This window comes from Streptosporangium sp. NPDC000396, from assembly GCF_042898655.1.
Classification (GTDB): domain Bacteria; phylum Actinomycetota; class Actinomycetes; order Streptosporangiales; family Streptosporangiaceae; genus Streptosporangium.
Map to the genome: position 1 here is coordinate 227,390 of NZ_JBIAZA010000007.1, position 17,935 is coordinate 245,324.

The window sequence follows — 17,935 nt, forward strand, 5'->3', positions numbered from 1 at the left end:
ACCAGCTGTCCGCCGCCCACGGGCCGGAGTCCGGACATGGGGTTCACCCACATTGATCCGGCGGCCTTGATCGGGCGGACTGGACATCGGTTTCGGGGAATCGCTTGAGGGAGATGCGATGAGACAACGTCCATGGAAACGAGTGACCGTGGCTCTGGGGCTGGTGGCCGGCGCGCTGCTCGCGGCGCCGGCCACTCCCGCCGCGGCGACGGGGTCGGTCACACTGGAGGCGACCTACACGACCGGGCTGGAGAACGGCTGGGCGCAGGTCGAACGCTACAAGGACAATTCCAGCGCTTTTCAGGCCGAGACGTACCCTCCGGACGGGCGTGGCAATCACACAGGACAGACGAAACGCTTGTTCGGCGACGTGGCCCGGCCGCATTCGTCGCGGTTCCTGCTCTATCACGCACCGGGCTGGCAGACCGGCACCAAGGCCGTGCCCGTGCTGCTGGTGCACGGCGCCAACCAGACCGCGGACCTGGCCTGGGCGAATCCCAACGCGAAGGGCTCCTACGGCTGCGGCCAGGCGAGCTGTCCCACAACGGGCCTCATGCAGCATCTCACCGCGCAGGGTTACAAGGTGTTCGCGATCGGATTCCCCCACGTCACCGGGGACGGCCACTACTGGGCGGAGCAGATCCACGACGCCATCTCGCAGATCAGGGCGAAGACCGGCGCACCGAAGGTGGATGTGATCGGCTGGTCGAAGGGCGCGTTCAACGCGCGCATGTACGTCTCGTCACTCCGTAAATCCTGGGGTACGGCGTATGCGGACGATGTCCGGAAACTGATCCTCGTCGGCGGGCCGAACAAAGGCTTTGACTGGGGATATCGACATGGCTGGACCCACGATTTCGCGATATTTCCTGAATGCGGTGGATCGCTGAACGCCCCCGCCCCGCACGCCCAGATGGTCTGCTACGGGCTTTGGCGGAATCATCCCGAGCTGAGCTACGAAGGGGACGCCTACCCCGGATCCGATGACATGCTCTACCGCTGGGACGACGTCTACCCGCTGCCCGCCACCGAGCAGGACTGGTACACCACCTATTACGGGGGAACCGGCTTTTACACCGCCGGCCGCGGCATCCAGTACGCCATCGACCGGGGCTCGCTGGTCAGGCCGCTCATCGACGCGGGCACCCCGGCGAGCGTGCCGGTCTACCAGCTCTGCGGCAACTCCCCGGACATGGCGCTCCTGCACAACGAGCACACCGGCCCCTCCGACGGAGCCGTGTTCGTCGCCAGCTGCGCCGCGGCCGACGGCGTCACCAACCGGGCCGCAACCGCGACCCTCGCCCTGAACCACCTCAAACTCGGCTGGGCTTCAACCGCGCTGAGCCAGATCGTCACCTGGCTCGGCTGAGTCTCATACGGGACTGCCCGCCGTACCTCTCCGAGGGGTACGGCGGGCAGGGGGGCTCATCACCGGCGGGACCGCACCCGGCTTGGCCGGAACTTTATATTTGCTTTATCCGTCATTTGATGAAACAGGGGGTTTTCGTACGAGAAAGATGGGGGCACTGATCGACAGGCCACGATCGCTCGCCGGGGGCGGGTGCGAGTTCCAGATAATCGGCGATTCTCTCGTCATCGAGATTTCCCGGCGTCATCCGGTACGGCTGCCACTCACCGGCGAGGGGCGCGCTTCGACGCTGCTCCTGTACGGCTACCCTACCGACCACAAGATCGTTTACGGTCTCGCAGTCCTGGACGAGGACGGGCTGGTCATGCTCGATTCTCCCGGCGCGAGATCCCGTCACCTGGCGGAGACGTTCGCGGCGGACAGCGGACTGGCATTCGAATTTCGGCGATACGCCACGGAGGAGCAGGCCCGCGCGGCGCTGGCGCGCCGGACCGGGAAGTGGCATACCACCGTGCACGACGGGCTCCCGTTACATGATCGCCGGAATCCTCACATGGTGCCGGCCGAGATCCGGCCGCTCGCCGGGGCGGTCGAGGGCGCTCCCCTCCCGGCAACCGTGCTCTCCTGGGACGAGGAAACACTGGTGACGGCTGATCCGGCATCCGGGCGTTCGGTACGGCTCAAGCCCGCCGCCCTCTATCACTACCGGACCGAACAGACGATCCTCCATCCCAAGGAGGAGAAGTCACGGATCGTCAGCGGGCTCGCGGCTCTCGATGCCGACGGCCTGGTCCTGCTCGACATTCCCGGCGAATGGTCCGCTCAGGATGTGGCCGCCTTCGCGGCCGGTCGGGGAACACCCGTCGAGGACGCCCTGTCTGCCAGGCCGGAGCAGGTGCGCGCGGTCCTCGCCAGGCGCGCTCCCGGCTGGGGGCGTCTGACCGGGCTACCCGCCTCACGCATGTCCGGGAGGAAGAGGGCCGCCGCCTTCGTCGTGGGCGCCATGGGCCTGGTGGTCATGGCCTACCTCGCCACGGCGGTCGGCTGGCCCGCGTGGCGAATCCTGTCGGCGCTGGGAAAAGAATTGCTGGACCTCCTGCCCGCCAAGTGGCTGACGATCTTTTTCAGCCCTCTGATCATCGTCCTGGCTCCTGCCTATCGGGCGCTGCATGCGAGGCGGATCAGGCGTGGCGCCACCCTCGGGCCGCCCGGCGGGCCCTACCTCTCCGTCAAGTCCGTCAAGGGCAAGAACACGCTGCGCGTCTGGCTCGGCCGACGGATGGCTTCCGACGGCATGTCCATCGGACCGGATCCCGGCTGCGCGGCAAGCCTGCTGGTCTATCGCTACGAGGATTTACGCGGACTTTTCGTGATCAGCCGAGACGGCCGGCCATTGCGCCACCTTCCCGGCCCCTGGCATCCAGAAGACGCGAACCGCTTCGCCGTACGGCACAGCCTGGGTTTCGAAGTCCGCACGCTGAGCCGCGAAGAGTATCTCGACCTCACCACCCGTGCCTGCGACGCCGTCCCCTGATCGGGATCGCACCGGGATCGAAGACTCATCGTCAAACCGATGACGCAACGCCGGGAAAGACAGCAAATTCGGAGAAGACCGCGTCCAGACCTGCCAGCAAGAATAGGCCTTTAGTTTGACAGTGCCGCCGCAATGGCGCGGGGTGCGGAAACATCCGCCGCGCCATGAAATATGCGGCGGATATACGGTCATGATTCTTGGGATCGAGGTTTGCGCATGGCCACCGAGACGGCTTCGGCGAGTCCTTTACACGTTCGGACATCAGCCCTCAACGGCCGGTATCACCGGGCCGCGCTGAGCGTTTACCTGGTGATAGTCCTGGCCCACTGGGCGGAGCATGTCGCCCAGGCGATCCAGATCTATGTCCTGGGCTGGCCGCTTCCCGAGGCGCGCGGCGTGCTGGGAGTGCCGTTTCCCTGGCTCGTCAAGTCCGAGTGGATGCACTACGGCTATGCGCTGCTGATGCTGATCGGCCTGATCATGTTGAGGCGGGGTTTCACCGGCCGGTCACGGACGTGGTGGAACGTGTCGCTCGGGATCCAGGTGTGGCATCACTTCGAGCACCTGCTCCTGCTCATCCAGGCGCTCACGGGAGCGAACCTGCTGGGACGCCCTGTTCCGACCAGCCTCATCCAGCTTCTCGTGCCGCGTGTGGAGCTGCACCTGTTCTACAACGCGATCGTCTTCCTGCCCATGGTGGTGGCGATGATCCTCCACCGGCGCCCTCGCGAATCCGAGCGCGCCGCGATGCGCTGCAGCTGCGCGCCCGCACGCGGATGACGGATCTCCGGAACGCGGCCCCTCACGGGTGTTCACGACTCCATTGCCTCTTGCGGGCCTGCGAATTCCGGCGTTCTCACACGGCCGCCCGCTGCCGCGATTGTTCGGAACTCCCATCCGGGAATCGCGGTGCGGAGCGGGTCCCACGGATGACCGCGCATCCCGGATAACGTACAACCGTCTGTGGCGCTTCTGGACTGCATAACAGACGGAAAATCCGGCTGGAGTAAGCCATATCTCCAAAAACCCCTGGAGGCATGTCATTCCAGGCAAACACCCAAAAATAATGATCGTTGGAGACTCGATCAGCCAAGGCTTGGAAGGCGACTACACCTGGCGCTATCGGCTGTCGCAGAACTTCAACAAACATGACGTTTTAGTGCGTTTTGTCGGACCTTGGGCGGGCACCTCGGTGTTACCCGCGAGCCAGCCGAGTGACTACCCGGCCCGTACGGCGGAGCCCGTCTACACCGGCCGATACCGGCCGGGAATCGATTTCAGGGACAACAGGCACTATGCGAGGTGGGGTCGCCAGCTCCACGAGGCCAAGGACAACATCAAGGACGCCGTCGCCGCCTACGGCCCCGACTACCTCATGGTCGAGCTCGGCTTCAACGACCTGGCCTGGGGCGTGTCCTGTCCCGAACGGCTGGTGGCGGACATCGAGGTTTTCGTACGGCGGGCGCGCGACGCCAATCCGGACATCCGGCTCCTGATCGCGAACGTCGTTCACCGCACACCGTTGAGCGCCGACCCGAACCTGGCGGACATCATCGACTCGTACAACCGGATGCTGCCGTGCAGGCTCGGGGCGTTGTCGACGGCCCGGTCGAGGATCGCCCTGGTGGACCTCGCCCGCGACTACGACCCCCACAGCGACGCCTACGACGGTCTTCACCCGAACAACATCGGTGAATTCAAGATCGCAAGAGCGTTCGCCGACGTGTTCTCGTCGGCCTTCGGCCGCGGCCGGATCGACTTCCTCGATCCGGTCCCCCACATGACCGACCCGCTTCCGATCGCCGCGCCGGCGGGCATCACCGTCACCCCGCGCGGCTCGCACATCGCCATCTCCTGGCCACACGTGTTCGGTGCGAGCGGATACTGGCTCTACTGGCGCGACGCCACCAGCGGGAAAGGCTTCCGGCGGTCACCGCTGCCGATACTCGCAGACAGCCTGGAGTTGCGCGTTCAGCACGGGCATGCCTACGAGCTCATGGTCAGTGCCGCTCGCGGACTCCAGGAGAGCCCGACCACGGAGATCACCAGCGTCGTCCTTGACGACCACGACGCGGCCGTCGCCTCGGCGGTGCCGTGACCGACCGCTTGCCGTGCGCGGGTTGTTCGATCGCGATGTCCGTCACGGCCGGCAGCAGGCCCGGCTCACGGTCGATGACGAGACACTGCTCGTGCTTGCCCGGCTCGCCGGGCTCCTGGACGGCGCCGACAGCGGCTCCGGCGCGACCGAGCGGATCAGAGGCATTCTCCGTCCGACGGGTGCCCGGGATGTCGGCCAGGACCTGATGGGCCGCCGCTCGCGGCTTCGGCGGTACGGGCGCCCCGGTGAGGAAGCAGGCCGCGGAGCGGATGAGGTTCACATCCTGGCCCGTCGCCTCGGCCTTTCGGCTGTCAAGCAGGAGTGGCCCAAGCCGCCGTGGATCGGTGCGAGGGTTCCTCGGCCCCTCCGGCGTCATGGTCTGGCCGCCCAGCGCGTGGATCGGCCCGCCGGGCCGATCGCCGTGGCGAGTTCCCCCGGACCCCTCTCCAGGATCCAGGCCCGCGTCTCTCGCGGTTTCGGCATCTCAGTCATCGTTCTCTTGTTCAGGGAATCTCGGAGCGGTGGTGGAGGGTGAGACTGACCGCCAGAGCCGGGGCCGGGTCGAGTCGGGCTCGGAGTCGGAGTCGGGCATCGCCTCTGCGATGCCGTACCGGCATAACACCTGGTCATATGCGGTCCACCTTCCTGAATGTCGGGCTCTCGACGGTGACGGCCCGAAGTCGCTCAGGGAGTTCGCGGTCCATGGCTTCGGGGCGGGGGCACCGGCAGGCGATTCGGGTTTCGCGGGGAGACGCTTCGGCTGAGACCGTGGCGGGCAGGGACGGGGCCACGGAACATGAGATCGATGTCGCGCTCGGCCATGTCGTTTGCCGTGACGTCGGCTTCATGGCCCGCTGGGCGCTGCCGGCTGTTTTCAGGCTCTTCGCGGCCGAGGAACGAGATGAGATTCGACGGGTTCGCGATGCCAGGTTCGGCGTTGGGCCCCTCAAGGGGCGACTCTCCGAGGAGAGGGCGTGTCGTTCGATCAGCTCTGCTGAGAGGCGATGTCGGTGAGGAGCGTGGCCAGTTGGTCGGGGGCCGACAGCATCGGCCAGTAGCCGGTGTCGAGGGTGTGGAAGGTCCAGTTGGGCTCGGTGCGCATGGCCGCGACATCGTCGGAGACCTTACCGTTGAAGTGTTCCATGGTGCACACGATGTAGCTTGCCCGCTGCTGGGCCAGCGGCCGTGCCAGGACGGCCGGTTCGGATATCGTCCGCCCCGGATGACCCACGAAACGCTCCACCAGCCACCGTGCCTGCTGAGCGGACAGATCCTGGCCCTCGGCCACGATCGCGACGTCCGGCACCGGCCAGCGGCCCTGATTGTCCGCGATCAGCTGGAGCTCGTCGGTGCGCTGGCGTTCCGGGAAGACATGAAGCATCGATCTGCCGTTGTGCGGCAAAAATCCTTCGACGAATACAGTGCGGGCCACGCGATCGGGCGCCCGGTCGGCGACCTGGCCGGCCACGATGCCTGAATAACTGTGCCCCACGACAATGACATCTCTCAGATCTTCTTTCTCCAGGACCGACAGCACATCATCAACATGGGTTTCCAGACCAACAGTGGAAACGTCGGTCTCAGGAGCGGCCAGCCCCGACAGCGTGACCGTGCGGACGCGATGGCCGAGCTCACGCAACCTGCAAGCCACCGGCTCCCAGGCCCAGGCACCCATCCACGCTCCGGGAATCAGGACGAAATCGTTCTTCACGGCAGATCAGTTCCTCTCCTTTACAACCGGAACTGCCCTGAATAATACGGAAATCGGGCTTATCGGATTCTATGTCCGCAGCTCACGACCATGACTTTCCGTAATTATTCAATAGTCTCCAAGCAGGACCGTCAACGGTTTGTCATGCGGCTCTACGCCCCGCGAACGGGAACGGGATTCGGCGAAGATCGGTGGCGTCGACTTCCGACACGGTGATCGGCAGGCCGTCCGCGAGCACGGCGACGACGCCGACATATCCATCACCGGGATCGAGAGTGCGCATTCTCACGGTGTCGGGCGAGATGTCCAGCGGCCAGCTGAGCAGCGCGGGTTTTTCCTGCGGGCCGCTGACCTCGACCTGCTCCGGGGGGATCCGCAATCCGTGACCCGTCGCCTTGAGGACCGCCTCCTTGCGTACCCACATCTTCGCGAAGGCGATGTTGTGGTCGCGCTCGGGGAGCTCCCGCAGGGCCACCTGCTCGGCCGGCGACAGGGCACACTGCGCGAGCTCACCGACCGGGCCCGAAGGCACCTCCTCCACATCGACGCCCACCGGTCCGGCCGTACTCAGAGCCACCGCGACACGGTTCGCCGAGTGGGAGACCGAGGCGTGCAGCTGAGCCGTCGCAGTACGGATATGAGTTTTTCCGTGTGGTTTCCCGCAGCCCGAGCAGCGCCGGTCGATGGGAACGTCCGCGGGAGACACGTCCAACTGGGCGGCCGCGGTGGTGCGCAGCAACCAGCATGCGGTGAGGAACCGCCGCCGGTCGGGCTCGCGGTGGAAGCCTGAGGCCCGCTCCAGTTCGGTCGCGTTGAGCGCGCCGGTCAGGGTGTCGATCGGCTGGTGGCGCGGATCCGCCCACCACACGCGGCATTCACCGGCCTGCAGGGTGTGAGTGATCATGACTTGCCTTCCTTTCGCTCGTGGTGGCCGACGGCCAGGGTGTGGCAGGTGACGAGTTCCCAGTCGTTGACCGCCGGGTCGGTGAGGATTTCGGTGACCTCGGCACGGATCTGCGCATTGGTCATGCACTCGTCGGTGTGAACGCGGATGACGATTTCTCCGGTCGCCTGCCTGAGGTCTTTTCGCCATCGTCTTGGTAAAAGCGCCAATATTCGGATTCCGTCGACAGGCGAATTTCCTGCCCGCTCTCCCGTGGCTCGGCGCATCATCAGTTCGACCAGCATGGCTGAGGCTCCTGCCTAGTCCCAGGTGGTTCCGTCGGTGGCCGCGGTGGCGGAGTCCCAGGTGGTTCCATCGGCGGAGTCCCAGGTGGTTCCGTCGCCGGTGGCGGTGGCGGAGTCCCAGGTGGTTCCGGCCGCGATCAGCGACGGGGAGTCCCAGGTGGTGCCGCCGGCCGTCGCCGCGGAATATCCGCCGATGACGGCGGCGCAGGAGACGACGCCGGAGACGAGCAGGGCCGACAATTTCGCGGTGGCTTTGAATTTGATCGGGGAGGCCGTTGCGCTCTTCATTTCCTGGCTCCTTTTCCCGGGTGGTCGGTTTTGTTCTCGCACAACCAACTCTGCGCGTTCCCGGGTCCGTGAACCAGGCGAATCAAAGGCAGCAAGTTGCCTGCCGATTACAGCTTCCTGCCAACCGGGTGCTGGACAGGATCCCGCCACCGGCAGAAAAGGGAAAACCGCAGGCAGCACGCGGTGGGCGCGGGCGGACCACCGACCCGCGGAGCACCGGACGACTTCACGATCGGCTCTCGAACACGCCGTCAGAAAGCGCCTCCGCCGTCGACCCAGGGCTCGGTGAACTCACGTAGAACTCCTGGGTCTCCAGCAGCCCGTACAACTCGGGATCGGCCTGTTGGAGCACCTGGTCGCCGAACAGGGCCACCGCCGTACCGATCTCCTGGGCGCCGCAGGCGGCGTAGACCGGCCGACGGGCGGGATCAAGTACGGCATGCCGCTCACGGGCCTGCCGTACCGCCTTCTCCCCCGCAACCGTGACGCCTTGCGAATGCACGCACCCCGCCGCCGGCATCGTCGTCCACGCCAGGCCGAGCAGCGTGACACCTGCCAGGACGGCCGCAAAGGTGCCGGACAGGACCAGAACACCCACCGCCAGCGGCAGACCCGACGCCAACGCCGCCCTGGCCACCCCAGCGCGCTTCAGGGAATCGTCATAGGTCGTGTCCTGCCACAGTCGCCGCTGATCCAGCCGCCACCGCAGATCCCGGATCTCGTCGTCCAGCAGCCAACAGCGCCGCGAACTCAGCTCCCGTGCGAATGGAGATCAACGGCATTTCACGTCAGCTCGGACAGCCTGCTCTCCGCGTTCGACGGGCTGCCGCCGACCTGGACGGGACCGCCGGAGCTGCCTCTTCTCTGCGGTCTCCGGCCGTGCTCTTCTGCGGTCTCCGGCCGTCGGCACGGATCTCGGCCGATGGCGGCGCGTTCGCGCCGGTGCCGTGACATCGGCGCGGGCGCAACCGGGTTCGCCGCCCACCGTCCAGGTTGCTCCGCCTCGCGGACCTCTAACGGCTCTGAGCCCGCGCCACGACGTGACGCACGAAGGTGTTCAGGCTGGGGTGGTCGAACAGATCGACGACGTCGATCCTGATACCGAGGTCGTTCTCGATGCGGGCGACGATGCGAAGCGCGGAGATCGCCTGTCCGCCCAGATCGAAGAACGTCGCATTCGCCGACATCTCTTCATCTGAGACGGAGAGCACGTTTCTCCATATCTCTTCGACCTGTTTCTCGAGCATCGGAAAACTCACATCCCGCGCGCTTCCGCTCTCCGTTTGACGATTCCTCGCGCAGGTATGCTCGATCGTCGTCGCTGGAATCCCGGGAGCGCTCTCCAGCGCGGTCACATGCATTAATGCGCGCCCCTCTCGACCCGACGTAGGGTTATGCCAACCGTATCGGCCCCAATCCGATCCGCCGTCTCCCAGATTGCCGAATCACCGAGAAAGGCACGGCGGAGAGAGCGGCGGGATCACCCGGATGCGCACCCGATCCATGACCGTGGACGGACACACCATTGAACTCTGTTCATTTTCAGTGAGAGATTCTCACCGAAAAGGCGGCGGCAAGGCCGGCCTTGACGGGGCGAGCGGTCAACTCGGCTGCGTCACTCACCGCCGACTGCAGGTTTCTCGATGTGGGCCGCGTGCTGAGCCTTGCCAACTCCTGGAGGACCTGTTACGGCAGAGCTGCCCGAAGCCCCTCAGGCTCGATCGGCGGCGCGGGGGCGGACTGACGGCCGCGGGACGGGGCGCCGAAGCCGGCCATTCTCGGCCCGGCTACTCTCTGCGCCACTGACGTTCATTCTGCGATCCGGACAAACTGAAACCGAATCGTCACTCGGGAGACGCCAACGTATGAATACGCCACCATCACCACCTGGAGTGGAGCGGACTGACGGATCATCCGTCCAGATCGGCGCTCTCGTTCCGCTGACTCGGCCTGGCTGGGTCGAGGCAGGCCGACACTTGCTGGCTGGACTTGAGCTGGCCGTTCGCGAAGTCAATGAGGCTGGCGGGATCGTCGGAAGACCACTCGAGCTGGTGGTCCGAGACACGGCGGCTGATCCACAGAGGGCCGCGGCGGCCGTAGATGAATTGGCTCGCCTGGGCGTGGCTGCCTTGGCAGGGGAATATCACAGCGTCGTCGCTCGCGCCGCTGCCGCCAGGGCCGATGCCCTCGGCCTGCCCTTTCTTTGCTCGTCAGCGGTTCTCGACACGCTCACCGAACAGCCGACGGAATGGGTCGCGCGCCTCGCCCCGGCGCAGTCCCACGGCTGGCAGATCTACGCAGACTTCCTCCTCAGCGTGGGTCACAGCCGGATCGCCGTAGCAGCCCAGCCGAGTGTCTACTGGGCGTCTGGGACCCGCATTCTGCGGGACTACCTCGCTCCACGCGGCGGCACCGTCATCGAACTCGACATGCGCGCGCTCGCCCCCACGGCCGTGTGCGACGAACTCGTCGACAATCGCGCGACAGCCCTCCTTCTTCTGGTCGGCCACCCGGAGCCGGCAGTGTCGATCGTCAAGTCTGTCCGCCGCGACCAGCGCCTCGCCAAGATCATGATTGGTGCTCCGGCCGGGCAACCGGAGTTCGCCGAATGGGCGACGTTGCTGGGCGACGACAGCGCCGCGATCCCGTTCTTGCGCTACCTGCCCGAGCGCCTCAGCCCACTCGGTGCACGAGTCGAGACGGCCCTCCGTGAGCGGCTAGCAGAAGCGCCCTCCTTCGTCGCCTTCGAGGGCTACGACACGGTCGCCGTCCTCGCCGATGTGCTGCGTTCTCACGGCACGGACCGGGCGCGCACTGCCGAATCCTGGCCGCGCGTTGCAGTCGAAGGCACTCGCGGGCAGATCCAGTTCTCCCGCATGCCAGGCATCAGCGTTTGGCAATGGGCTTGGACGCCGATCCAAGTCGTTGATCGAGATCCGGCGGAACCCGATCGCTTTCGTATCCTTCACGCCAGCTGAGGGAGCACGGAGGTTCGACTGCCCAGATCTGTCCGAACTTGAGGCTGTCCACCTGTCCACGTGTTGATCACTGGGTGCGCTCCACGGGCCATCCTGCGGGCCGCGAACCATGTCGTCTGCGCTCGGGTTCCTGTTCAGCAGCTACCTGATCGGCGGCTCGTGGCGGCGCGGCCCTTCGCCACAACGGGACTCGTCCAGAGCGACTACGCGGTGGTCATTTCTTGTCGTAGGTGAGGATCACCGTGCCCCCCTCCAGGACACGGGTGCCGGCGAGCGTGAAGTGGGCCGGGGAGAACTCCGCGCTGAACAACGGGACCCCGGCGCCGATCACCACCGGGTAGAGCTTGATGACGAGCCGGTCGATCTCCGGCAGCAGGCTGCCGGCCAGCCGGGCGCCGCCGATCAGGTAGATGTCCTTGCCGTCCTCGGCCTTGAGCCGGCGCACCGCGCCGGTCACGTCGCCGGAGATGAGCTCCACGGCCGGGTCGGGCGAGGCGTCCATGGTGTCGGAGACCACGTACTGGCGCAGGTGGGCGTATGGGCTGGTGACCCCGAGGGCCAGGACGGGCTCGTAGGAGGCGCGGCCCTGGATGCAGGTGTCGAAGGTGCGGTTGGGCGTCTCGACGCCGAGCTGGGCCCGGCCCTGGGTGGGCAGCGCGTCGGGGTAGTCGGTGACCAGGAAGTCCAGCATGTCGGGGGTCAGCGGGAAGAAGAAGTCGTAGCTGCCGTCGGGGGCGGCGATGAAGCCGTCGATGGTCATGCCGACGTAGTAGACGAGCTTGCGCATGCAGGGGTCCTGTTCGCGTGATCTGCCGGGGTGGGGTGGGGGTGGCCGGTCCGCGATCCGGGCCGGGGCCCCGGGGGCGGGGGCGGCCATGCCGGGCCGGGGTGACCGGGCGGGTCGGGCCGGGGACGCCGGGCGGGGGTTCCGGTTACCGATGACCGGGCGGGCCGGGCCGGGGGTCAGCGGGCGGCGCCGGGCTTGGGCAACGGGCGGGGGCGGGGGCGGGGCACCGAGCGGGGCTTGGGGGCCTGGCGGCGGTGAGCCGGGGCGGCCGGGAAGGCCCGGCGGGCCGGTGCGCCGGCCGCGGCCTGAGCCGGGGCCGATCCGGTGGCCAGTCCGGCGAGCCCCGAAGCCGGGGCCAGGACCGAGGCGAGGGCCAGAACCGGAACCGGAACCGGAGCCGGGGTGAGGGCCGGAGCCGAGGTGAGGGCCGGGGCCGGGGTGGTGGCGGGGGCGATGGCCGGGGTGGGGAGCTGAGCGCGCATCTGGGTTTCCTTTCCGCCGATGCCGATCGGCGTAGTACTCTGTTCGGAGTGGTTAAACCGTAGTACTACGAACAGAGTGGTGTCAACTCCCCGCCACCCGCCTCAAACGACCCCGGCCCCGCCCGACCCCGGCCCGGCCCGATCGGTGCCCCAACCCCGCCCGGACCCGAACCCGGACCTGAAACGCCCCCAGCTCTCCCCGCCCGATCACGGGTGCCGATCCCCATCGCGGCTCTCTCCACGCCCCGTCCGTACCGTGATCGCCACACCCCACGGAGCGATCCCACCCAAACGGCGCGACCGAGCGACACCCCGCCCGGCGCATGACCCGACGACCGACTCGCGAACAAACGAAAGAACAGACGAAAGAGACGAAAGAGCGCGGGCGCCGCTACGGGGACAGATCCATCGCGGCAGGAGCCGCCCGGATGTCACGATGCGAACCGCGAGCATCCGGCTGCGCGCGATCGCACAAGAATCCGACCATGTTCGCTTCGCCGTACTCGACCGGCAGCCCGGCATGCCGACGTATGCCGCATTCGCTCGTGTCTTCTCAAACGAAGAGAGCGCGGCGTTCCGGTGACGGGGAACGGCGTTGCCGCGGATCACCCGTAGCAGGCCCGATACTGCCGCAGACAATCTCGCAGCATCAGGCGTCAAGCAGCGACCCTGATCCGGCCGGAGCCCGGACGGCACGGACGGCACGGACGGCACGGACGGCACGGACGGCACGGACGGCACGGGCTGAATCTTCGGCATTCATGCCGAAGAGCGCGTCAAGGCAGGTGTTCACCGACCGGCTGGCCGCACGACCGCTCTTCCCGCTCGGACGGTCGCGTCCCATTAGCTCGGGCGAGAGCGTGCGCGTCCGAAGGGCGGGCTGCGGGCCGCGCCGCAGCTCGACCTCGATCGGCTTCGAGCCGGAAAAGCGCAGATCTCGCCGGGGCGGGCCCCGTCTCTCTCTCGAACCGTGAAGGACTGTGACGAGCACCGGATCGTCCTGGAGGCGGCCTGTCGTCTACAGGGGCACGTTTCCGTGTTTGCGTTGCGGGGGCTGTTTGCGTTTGTTGCGCAGCATCGCCAGTCCACGGGCGACCGCCGATCGAGTCTGCACCGGGTCGATCACGTCGTCGACCAGTCCTCTTTCGGCGGCGTAGTGCGGATGCACGAGCTGTTCGGAATATTCAGCCACCAGTTCCGACCGGAGCTCGACGGGGTCTACGGCGGCGGCCAGCTCTCTGCGGAAGATGACGTTCACAGCACCCTCGGCGCCCATCACGGCGATCTCGTTCGTCGGCCAGGCCAGTGAGAGATCTGCGCCGATGGAACGCGAGTCCATCACGATGTACGCCCCGCCGTACGCCTTGCGCAGGATGACCTGGATGCGCGGCACGGTCGCCTCGCAGTAGGCGTACAGCAGCTTGGCGCCGTGCCGGATGATCCCGGCGTATTCCTGGTCGGTTCCCGGGAGGAAGCCGGGCACATCGACCAGCGTCACCAGCGGGATGCCGAAGGCGTCGCAGAACCGCACGAACCGCGCGGCCTTCTGCGACGCGGCGACGTCCAGCACGCCGGCCAGCACCATGGGCTGGTTGCCGACCACGCCGACGACCTCGCCGTCGATCCGGGCCAGCACGCAGATCACGTTCGGCGCCCAGCTCTCATGCAGTTCGAGGAAGTCTCCGTCGTCCACCAGTTCGGAGATGACCTGTCGCATGTCGTAGGGCTTGTTCGGCTCCACCGGGACGATCTCGGCCAGCCGGGGTCTCGCATCCGTGGCCGCGTCGCAGGACGGCGCACTGGGAGGAAGGTCCAGGTTGTTGCTCGGCAGCATCGAGACGAGATAGCGCACGTCCTCCAGGCAGCTCTCCTCGTCGTCGTGCACGAACGTGGCAACCCCCGATCGGCCGCCGTGGACCTCCGCGCCGCCGAGCTCGGCGTGGCTGACCCGCTGGCCGCTCACCGCCTCGACGACGTCCGGACCGGTCAGATACATCTGTGCGGTGTCGCGGACCATGAAGGTGAAGTCGGCCAACGCCGTGGAATAGGCCGCTCCACCCGCGCAGGGCCCGAGCACAACGCTGATCTGCGGTATCACGCCCGATGCCTGGACATTGCGCTGGAAGATCCCGCCGTACCCGTTGAGGGCCATCACCCCCTCCTGGATCCGGGCGCCCCCGCTGTCGTTCAGCCCGATGAAAGGGGATCCGGTGGAGATCGCCATGTCCATCACTTTTTGGATCTTCGATGCGTGCGCCTCACCGAGCGATCCGCCGAAGACGGTGAAGTCCTGGGCGTAGACGAACACCCGGCGGCCGTGGATCGTGCCGGAGCCCGTGATCACACCGTCGGTGTGCGGCCGGTTCTCCCCGATCTTCAGGCCGTGTGCCTGGTGGCGGCGGTACATGTCGATCTCGATGAACGAACCCTCGTCCAGCAGCAGGTCTATCCGCTCCCGCGCTGTGCGCTTGCCAAGGGCGTGCTGCCGGTCGACCGCCTCCCGGCGACCGGCGGCGATCCCGTCACGCAGTCCGTCGCGCTGCTCGCGCAGCAGGCGCATGGATCGGACGGGCGGCTGTGGAGCCGGTGCCTTCACGTGGTGATGCCCGTTCGCGTGATCGTCGGGATGGCCGTTGACACCCTCTGTGGTCGGCCTGGGCACGGAAACGAGAACGAAATCGAGCTCCGAGGTGCTCATCGGGGCTCCTTCCCCAGGATGTTCAAGGCACTGGCCTTCCGGGCGGTCCGTTCACTCATGTCGGCATCTCCCGTCATCGCGCCATCGCGGGCGACGGACTCAGCCGGCCGAGGCCCGCCTGCCGGGCGGACAGGTAGCCGCTTTCGTACAGCCAGCGCACCGTGTCGGCAATGGTCTCGGTGGTGGATCGTGGACTGATTCCATGCGTGCTGACGTTCTCAGCCGGCCGCGTGGCGCAGGCGCATGTGTAGATGGCCCCGTGTTCGGCTGGAATGTGCCACGGCCACACACGCTGCACGAGATCGACGAGCAGCCCGACCGGAATCATCCCCCGGGCAGGCAGGAAGAGCGTCGGCAGCGCGCGTCCGGTGATCTCACGCAGCGTTTTCACGTACTGCCGCGTGGAGAGGTAATGGCCCGGCCCGAAGCAGCGGTTCAGGCCGTTCCCCGATGAGGTGAGCAATGCGGCGTGCAGCGCCGCGGTGTCCCGCACGTCACCGACCGGGAACCCGCCCAGCGGCCATATGGGTGTCAGGCCTCGAAGCACGCTACGGAGACGGGCACTCTGGTCACCCAGGTTCGGATCATGTGGGCCGAGCAGGGCGGGTGGATAGGTGATCACCACCGGCGCCCCCTCGGCCTGGTGCCGGCGTGCGATCACCTCGGCGGCGGCCTTGCTCGCCATGTATGTGTCGCGAGGCCGGCCGACAGGCGAGTTCTCGCTGATCACCTGTCCCTGTGCCGGGAACATGGCCACAACACTGGAAACATGGATGATCGGGTCCGCGCCCGCTCGCCGGGCGGCGTCAAGCACGAGCTCCGTACCCCGTTCGTTGACCTGCCGCATTCTCGCGCGAAGCCTGCTGTCAAAGGAGTACACCGATGCCGCGTGCAGTACGGCGTCGGCACCGCGCATCGCCCGGGCCACACTGCTCTCGTCCGTGACGTCTCCGACGACCACGTCGACAGCGCCGAGGTCAACGTTCAAAGGAGCCAGGGCACGGTCTGCTTTCGAAGGGTCGCGGACGAGCATACGAACTCGGTGGCCCGTCTCCACAATCGCCGCGACCGAATGGGCTCCGACGAATCCAGTACCGCCGGTCACACTCACCAGCATCAGATCATCTCCTCTAATTCACACCAGTCAAATACCTCTGCCTCTCTCCTGTCATCTCCGATTGTGCTTTGCCCGGCGGTACGGCCTCCGGAGCGGAAAAGGGTTATCCGTAGATCATTTCATCGGTGATGCATCGATCGGGAACGCGGGCGATACACGCGCGCCATACGGAATCCCGGTGGGAGCCTGTCCGGCGCCCGGTTGGCAGGAAGCTGTAATCGGCAGGCAACTTGCTGCCTTTGATTCGCCTGGTTCACGGACCCGGGAACGCGCAGAGTCGGTTGTGCGAGAACAAAACCGACCACCCGGGAAAAGGAGCCAGGAAATGAAGAGCGCAACGGCCTCCCCGATCAAATTCAAAGCCACCGCGAAATTGTCGGCCCTGCTCGTCTCCGGCGTCGTCTCCTGCGCCGCCGTCATCGGCGGATATTCCGCGGCGACGGCCGGCGGCACCACCTGGGACTCCCCGTCGCTGATCGCGGCCGGCACCACCTGGGACTCCGCCACCGCCACCGCCGACGGAACCACCTGGGACTAGGCGGGAACCTCGGTCGTGCCGGTCGAGCCGACGGCACGGCGAATCACGGCAAAACCCACTTCGGCAGAAAATCGAAAAGCAATCCGCGACGCCGGAGCCGGTGCCGCGGACCCCGTCAGATCCAATTCTCTTCCTTAGCCCGCAAAGCAGCCTGAAAACGGTTGACAGCGCCCAGACGGGCCATGAGGTCGGCGACGTAACGACGATACGTCCGCACGGAGACATCGATCTCGCGTGCCGCTATCTCGTCCTTGTCCGCCGTCGCCATCACCGCGAGCACCCGCCTTTCCAGATCAGAAAGAAGCGGTGGTTCGGTGCAAGGGTCGGTGAAATCACGAAGATCGGTCGCAGCCTGCCACACGCCGTCGAAGTAGGTGACCAATTGAGAAACCAAACCAGGTTCCCGCACCAGCAGCGCGCCCCGGGAGCTCTCCTTCGGATCTATCGGCACGACCGCCACGCTGCGGTCGAAAATAACCATTCGATCCATCGGGTCTTCCGTGATGTGAATCTGACCGCCGAGGCCGACGACATCGCGCAAGTATGCCGCCATTATCGGATCGTCAAGCGCTTTGGGGTGGTACACCGCTTTTACCGCGAGTCCGCGACGCAAGGAGCGCGTGTCCAGCGGCAGCGCGGTCTCGATGGCGCCCGGCGAGAGCGGTCCGCCGGGATGCAGGCACAGCGTTTCCTTGTAGGAGAAGAATCCAAGGTCGTCCAGTCGCTGGCGAACACGATCGAGGCCCTCCACCCGCTCGATGTCGAGCGCCGACGTCGCGTTCTCGCCATGTCGCTGGTCTTCGACAAAGGACGCGATGGCGTCACGCGCCGACAGAACGCGGCGGATCTCCATGTTGAGCTGATTGAGTCGCTCTTCTACAAGGCGCTCGATCCCGATCCTCGGCTCCGTGGCCACCACCCGGTGCCGGTCGGCGAGGTCCAGCAGGGACAGCCTGCCCAATGTCTCGACGGCGGCCTCAATCGTGTCGGGGTCCAAGTCGAGCGCCTGCCGTACCGAGCCGATCCCGTCTCCACGGTGTCGAAGGAAGTACCGATAGATCTCTACTGCTTCAGCCGAAATACCGATGACGGAAATGTCCATGGCTCACCTCCCGGCCATGCACCTCACCCAGGGGTGACCTCGGGG

The 17,935-nt window shown here is 66.5% G+C and carries 17 protein-coding genes; 6 read left to right on the forward strand and 11 right to left on the reverse strand.

What is annotated here, in order from left to right; translation table 11 throughout:
- Window positions 1–118: 118 nt before the first annotated feature.
- The 4 genes from ACFY2X_RS13870 (at window position 119) to ACFY2X_RS13885 (ending at window position 5,001) form a co-directional block, all read left to right on the forward strand.
- Window positions 119–1,369, forward strand: a complete 1,251-nt coding sequence (locus tag ACFY2X_RS13870) for an esterase/lipase family protein (RefSeq protein WP_389937361.1) — start codon at window positions 119–121, stop codon at window positions 1,367–1,369.
- Window positions 1,370–1,517: 148 nt separating this feature from the next.
- Window positions 1,518–2,903, forward strand: a complete 1,386-nt coding sequence (locus ACFY2X_RS13875) for a hypothetical protein (RefSeq protein WP_389937364.1) — start codon at window positions 1,518–1,520, stop codon at window positions 2,901–2,903.
- A 309-nt stretch (window positions 2,904–3,212) separates the two neighbouring features.
- Window positions 3,213–3,683, forward strand: a complete 471-nt coding sequence (locus ACFY2X_RS13880) for a hypothetical protein (protein WP_389937366.1) — start codon at window positions 3,213–3,215, stop codon at window positions 3,681–3,683.
- 286 nt (window positions 3,684–3,969) lie between these two features.
- On the forward strand, window positions 3,970–5,001 hold the full coding sequence (locus ACFY2X_RS13885; RefSeq protein ID WP_389937369.1) for a GDSL-type esterase/lipase family protein: 1,032 nt from the start codon (window positions 3,970–3,972) through the stop codon (window positions 4,999–5,001).
- Between the two features lie 985 nt (window positions 5,002–5,986).
- On the opposite strand, the gene ACFY2X_RS13890 is transcribed toward ACFY2X_RS13885, so the two are convergent.
- The 6 genes from ACFY2X_RS13890 to ACFY2X_RS13915 all read right to left on the reverse strand — a co-directional run bounded on the left by ACFY2X_RS13890 (window position 5,987) and on the right by ACFY2X_RS13915 (window position 9,543).
- Window positions 5,987–6,712 (reverse strand): alpha/beta fold hydrolase, encoded by a 726-nt coding sequence (locus ACFY2X_RS13890; protein WP_389937372.1) that lies wholly within the window; start codon window positions 6,710–6,712, stop codon window positions 5,987–5,989.
- A gap of 142 nt (window positions 6,713–6,854) precedes the next feature.
- Window positions 6,855–7,616 carry a 4'-phosphopantetheinyl transferase family protein gene (locus ACFY2X_RS13895; RefSeq protein WP_389937375.1) on the reverse strand — a complete coding sequence of 254 codons (762 nt, stop codon included), beginning with the start codon at window positions 7,614–7,616 and terminating at the stop codon, window positions 6,855–6,857.
- Window positions 7,613–7,900: a hypothetical protein gene (locus ACFY2X_RS13900; RefSeq protein WP_389937378.1), complete on the reverse strand. Its 288-nt coding sequence runs from the start codon at window positions 7,898–7,900 to the stop codon at window positions 7,613–7,615. Before ACFY2X_RS13900 ends, ACFY2X_RS13895 begins: the two co-directional genes overlap by 4 nt.
- Window positions 7,901–7,915: 15 nt before the next feature.
- Entirely contained in the window at window positions 7,916–8,188 is a 273-nt protein-coding gene (locus ACFY2X_RS13905; protein WP_389937381.1) for a hypothetical protein, read from the reverse strand.
- A gap of 226 nt (window positions 8,189–8,414) precedes the next feature.
- A complete protein-coding gene (locus tag ACFY2X_RS13910; RefSeq protein ID WP_389937384.1) occupies window positions 8,415–8,810 on the reverse strand; it encodes a hypothetical protein in 396 nt (131 codons plus the stop codon).
- A gap of 391 nt (window positions 8,811–9,201) precedes the next feature.
- The gene (locus ACFY2X_RS13915; RefSeq protein WP_389937387.1) at window positions 9,202–9,543 is read right to left on the reverse strand and encodes an acyl carrier protein; all 342 of its coding nucleotides are present in this window, start codon (window positions 9,541–9,543) and stop codon (window positions 9,202–9,204) included.
- A gap of 510 nt (window positions 9,544–10,053) precedes the next feature.
- On the opposite strand from ACFY2X_RS13915, the gene ACFY2X_RS13920 reads away from it, so the two are divergent.
- Complete coding sequence (locus ACFY2X_RS13920) at window positions 10,054–11,166, forward strand: ABC transporter substrate-binding protein (RefSeq protein ID WP_389937390.1); 1,113 nt, start codon at window positions 10,054–10,056, stop codon at window positions 11,164–11,166.
- A 214-nt stretch (window positions 11,167–11,380) separates the two neighbouring features.
- On the opposite strand, the gene ACFY2X_RS13925 is transcribed toward ACFY2X_RS13920, so the two are convergent.
- From ACFY2X_RS13925 to ACFY2X_RS13940, 4 genes are all read right to left on the reverse strand, one after another.
- Window positions 11,381–11,953 (reverse strand): dihydrofolate reductase family protein, encoded by a 573-nt coding sequence (locus tag ACFY2X_RS13925; protein WP_389937392.1) that lies wholly within the window; start codon window positions 11,951–11,953, stop codon window positions 11,381–11,383.
- Window positions 11,954–12,129: 176 nt separating this feature from the next.
- The gene (locus ACFY2X_RS13930) at window positions 12,130–12,435 is read right to left on the reverse strand and encodes a hypothetical protein (protein WP_389937395.1); all 306 of its coding nucleotides are present in this window, start codon (window positions 12,433–12,435) and stop codon (window positions 12,130–12,132) included.
- 1,018 nt (window positions 12,436–13,453) lie between these two features.
- On the reverse strand, window positions 13,454–15,133 hold the full coding sequence (locus ACFY2X_RS13935; RefSeq protein WP_389937398.1) for an acyl-CoA carboxylase subunit beta: 1,680 nt from the start codon (window positions 15,131–15,133) through the stop codon (window positions 13,454–13,456).
- Window positions 15,134–15,206: 73 nt separating this feature from the next.
- A complete protein-coding gene (locus tag ACFY2X_RS13940; RefSeq protein WP_389937401.1) occupies window positions 15,207–16,250 on the reverse strand; it encodes an NAD-dependent epimerase/dehydratase family protein in 1,044 nt (347 codons plus the stop codon).
- A 325-nt stretch (window positions 16,251–16,575) separates the two neighbouring features.
- On the opposite strand from ACFY2X_RS13940, the gene ACFY2X_RS13945 reads away from it, so the two are divergent.
- Complete coding sequence (locus ACFY2X_RS13945; protein ID WP_389937403.1) at window positions 16,576–16,788, forward strand: hypothetical protein; 213 nt, start codon at window positions 16,576–16,578, stop codon at window positions 16,786–16,788.
- A gap of 115 nt (window positions 16,789–16,903) precedes the next feature.
- On the opposite strand, the gene ACFY2X_RS13950 is transcribed toward ACFY2X_RS13945, so the two are convergent.
- Complete coding sequence (locus tag ACFY2X_RS13950; protein ID WP_389937406.1) at window positions 16,904–17,890, reverse strand: hypothetical protein; 987 nt, start codon at window positions 17,888–17,890, stop codon at window positions 16,904–16,906.
- Window positions 17,891–17,935: the final 45 nt, after the last annotated feature.

Excerpts from the sequence above, each read along its gene's own strand:
- ACFY2X_RS13870 (WP_389937361.1), top strand. The coding sequence starts at position 119 with ATGAGACAACGTCCATGGAAACGAGTGACCGTGGCTCTGGGGCTGGTG.
- ACFY2X_RS13875 (WP_389937364.1), top strand. The coding sequence starts at position 1,518 with ATGGGGGCACTGATCGACAGGCCACGATCGCTCGCCGGGGGCGGGTGC.
- ACFY2X_RS13885 (WP_389937369.1), top strand. The coding sequence starts at position 3,970 with ATGATCGTTGGAGACTCGATCAGCCAAGGCTTGGAAGGCGACTACACC.
- ACFY2X_RS13895 (WP_389937375.1), bottom strand. The coding sequence starts at position 7,616 with ATGATCACTCACACCCTGCAGGCCGGTGAATGCCGCGTGTGGTGGGCG.
- ACFY2X_RS13900 (WP_389937378.1), bottom strand. The coding sequence starts at position 7,900 with ATGCTGGTCGAACTGATGATGCGCCGAGCCACGGGAGAGCGGGCAGGA.
- ACFY2X_RS13905 (WP_389937381.1), bottom strand. The coding sequence starts at position 8,188 with ATGAAGAGCGCAACGGCCTCCCCGATCAAATTCAAAGCCACCGCGAAA.
- ACFY2X_RS13920 (WP_389937390.1), top strand. The coding sequence starts at position 10,054 with ATGAATACGCCACCATCACCACCTGGAGTGGAGCGGACTGACGGATCA.
- ACFY2X_RS13925 (WP_389937392.1), bottom strand. The coding sequence starts at position 11,953 with ATGCGCAAGCTCGTCTACTACGTCGGCATGACCATCGACGGCTTCATC.
- ACFY2X_RS13930 (WP_389937395.1), bottom strand. The coding sequence starts at position 12,435 with ATGCGCGCTCAGCTCCCCACCCCGGCCATCGCCCCCGCCACCACCCCG.
- ACFY2X_RS13935 (WP_389937398.1), bottom strand. The coding sequence starts at position 15,133 with ATGAGCACCTCGGAGCTCGATTTCGTTCTCGTTTCCGTGCCCAGGCCG.
- ACFY2X_RS13940 (WP_389937401.1), bottom strand. The coding sequence starts at position 16,250 with ATGCTGGTGAGTGTGACCGGCGGTACTGGATTCGTCGGAGCCCATTCG.
- ACFY2X_RS13945 (WP_389937403.1), top strand. The coding sequence starts at position 16,576 with ATGAAGAGCGCAACGGCCTCCCCGATCAAATTCAAAGCCACCGCGAAA.
- ACFY2X_RS13950 (WP_389937406.1), bottom strand. The coding sequence starts at position 17,890 with ATGGACATTTCCGTCATCGGTATTTCGGCTGAAGCAGTAGAGATCTAT.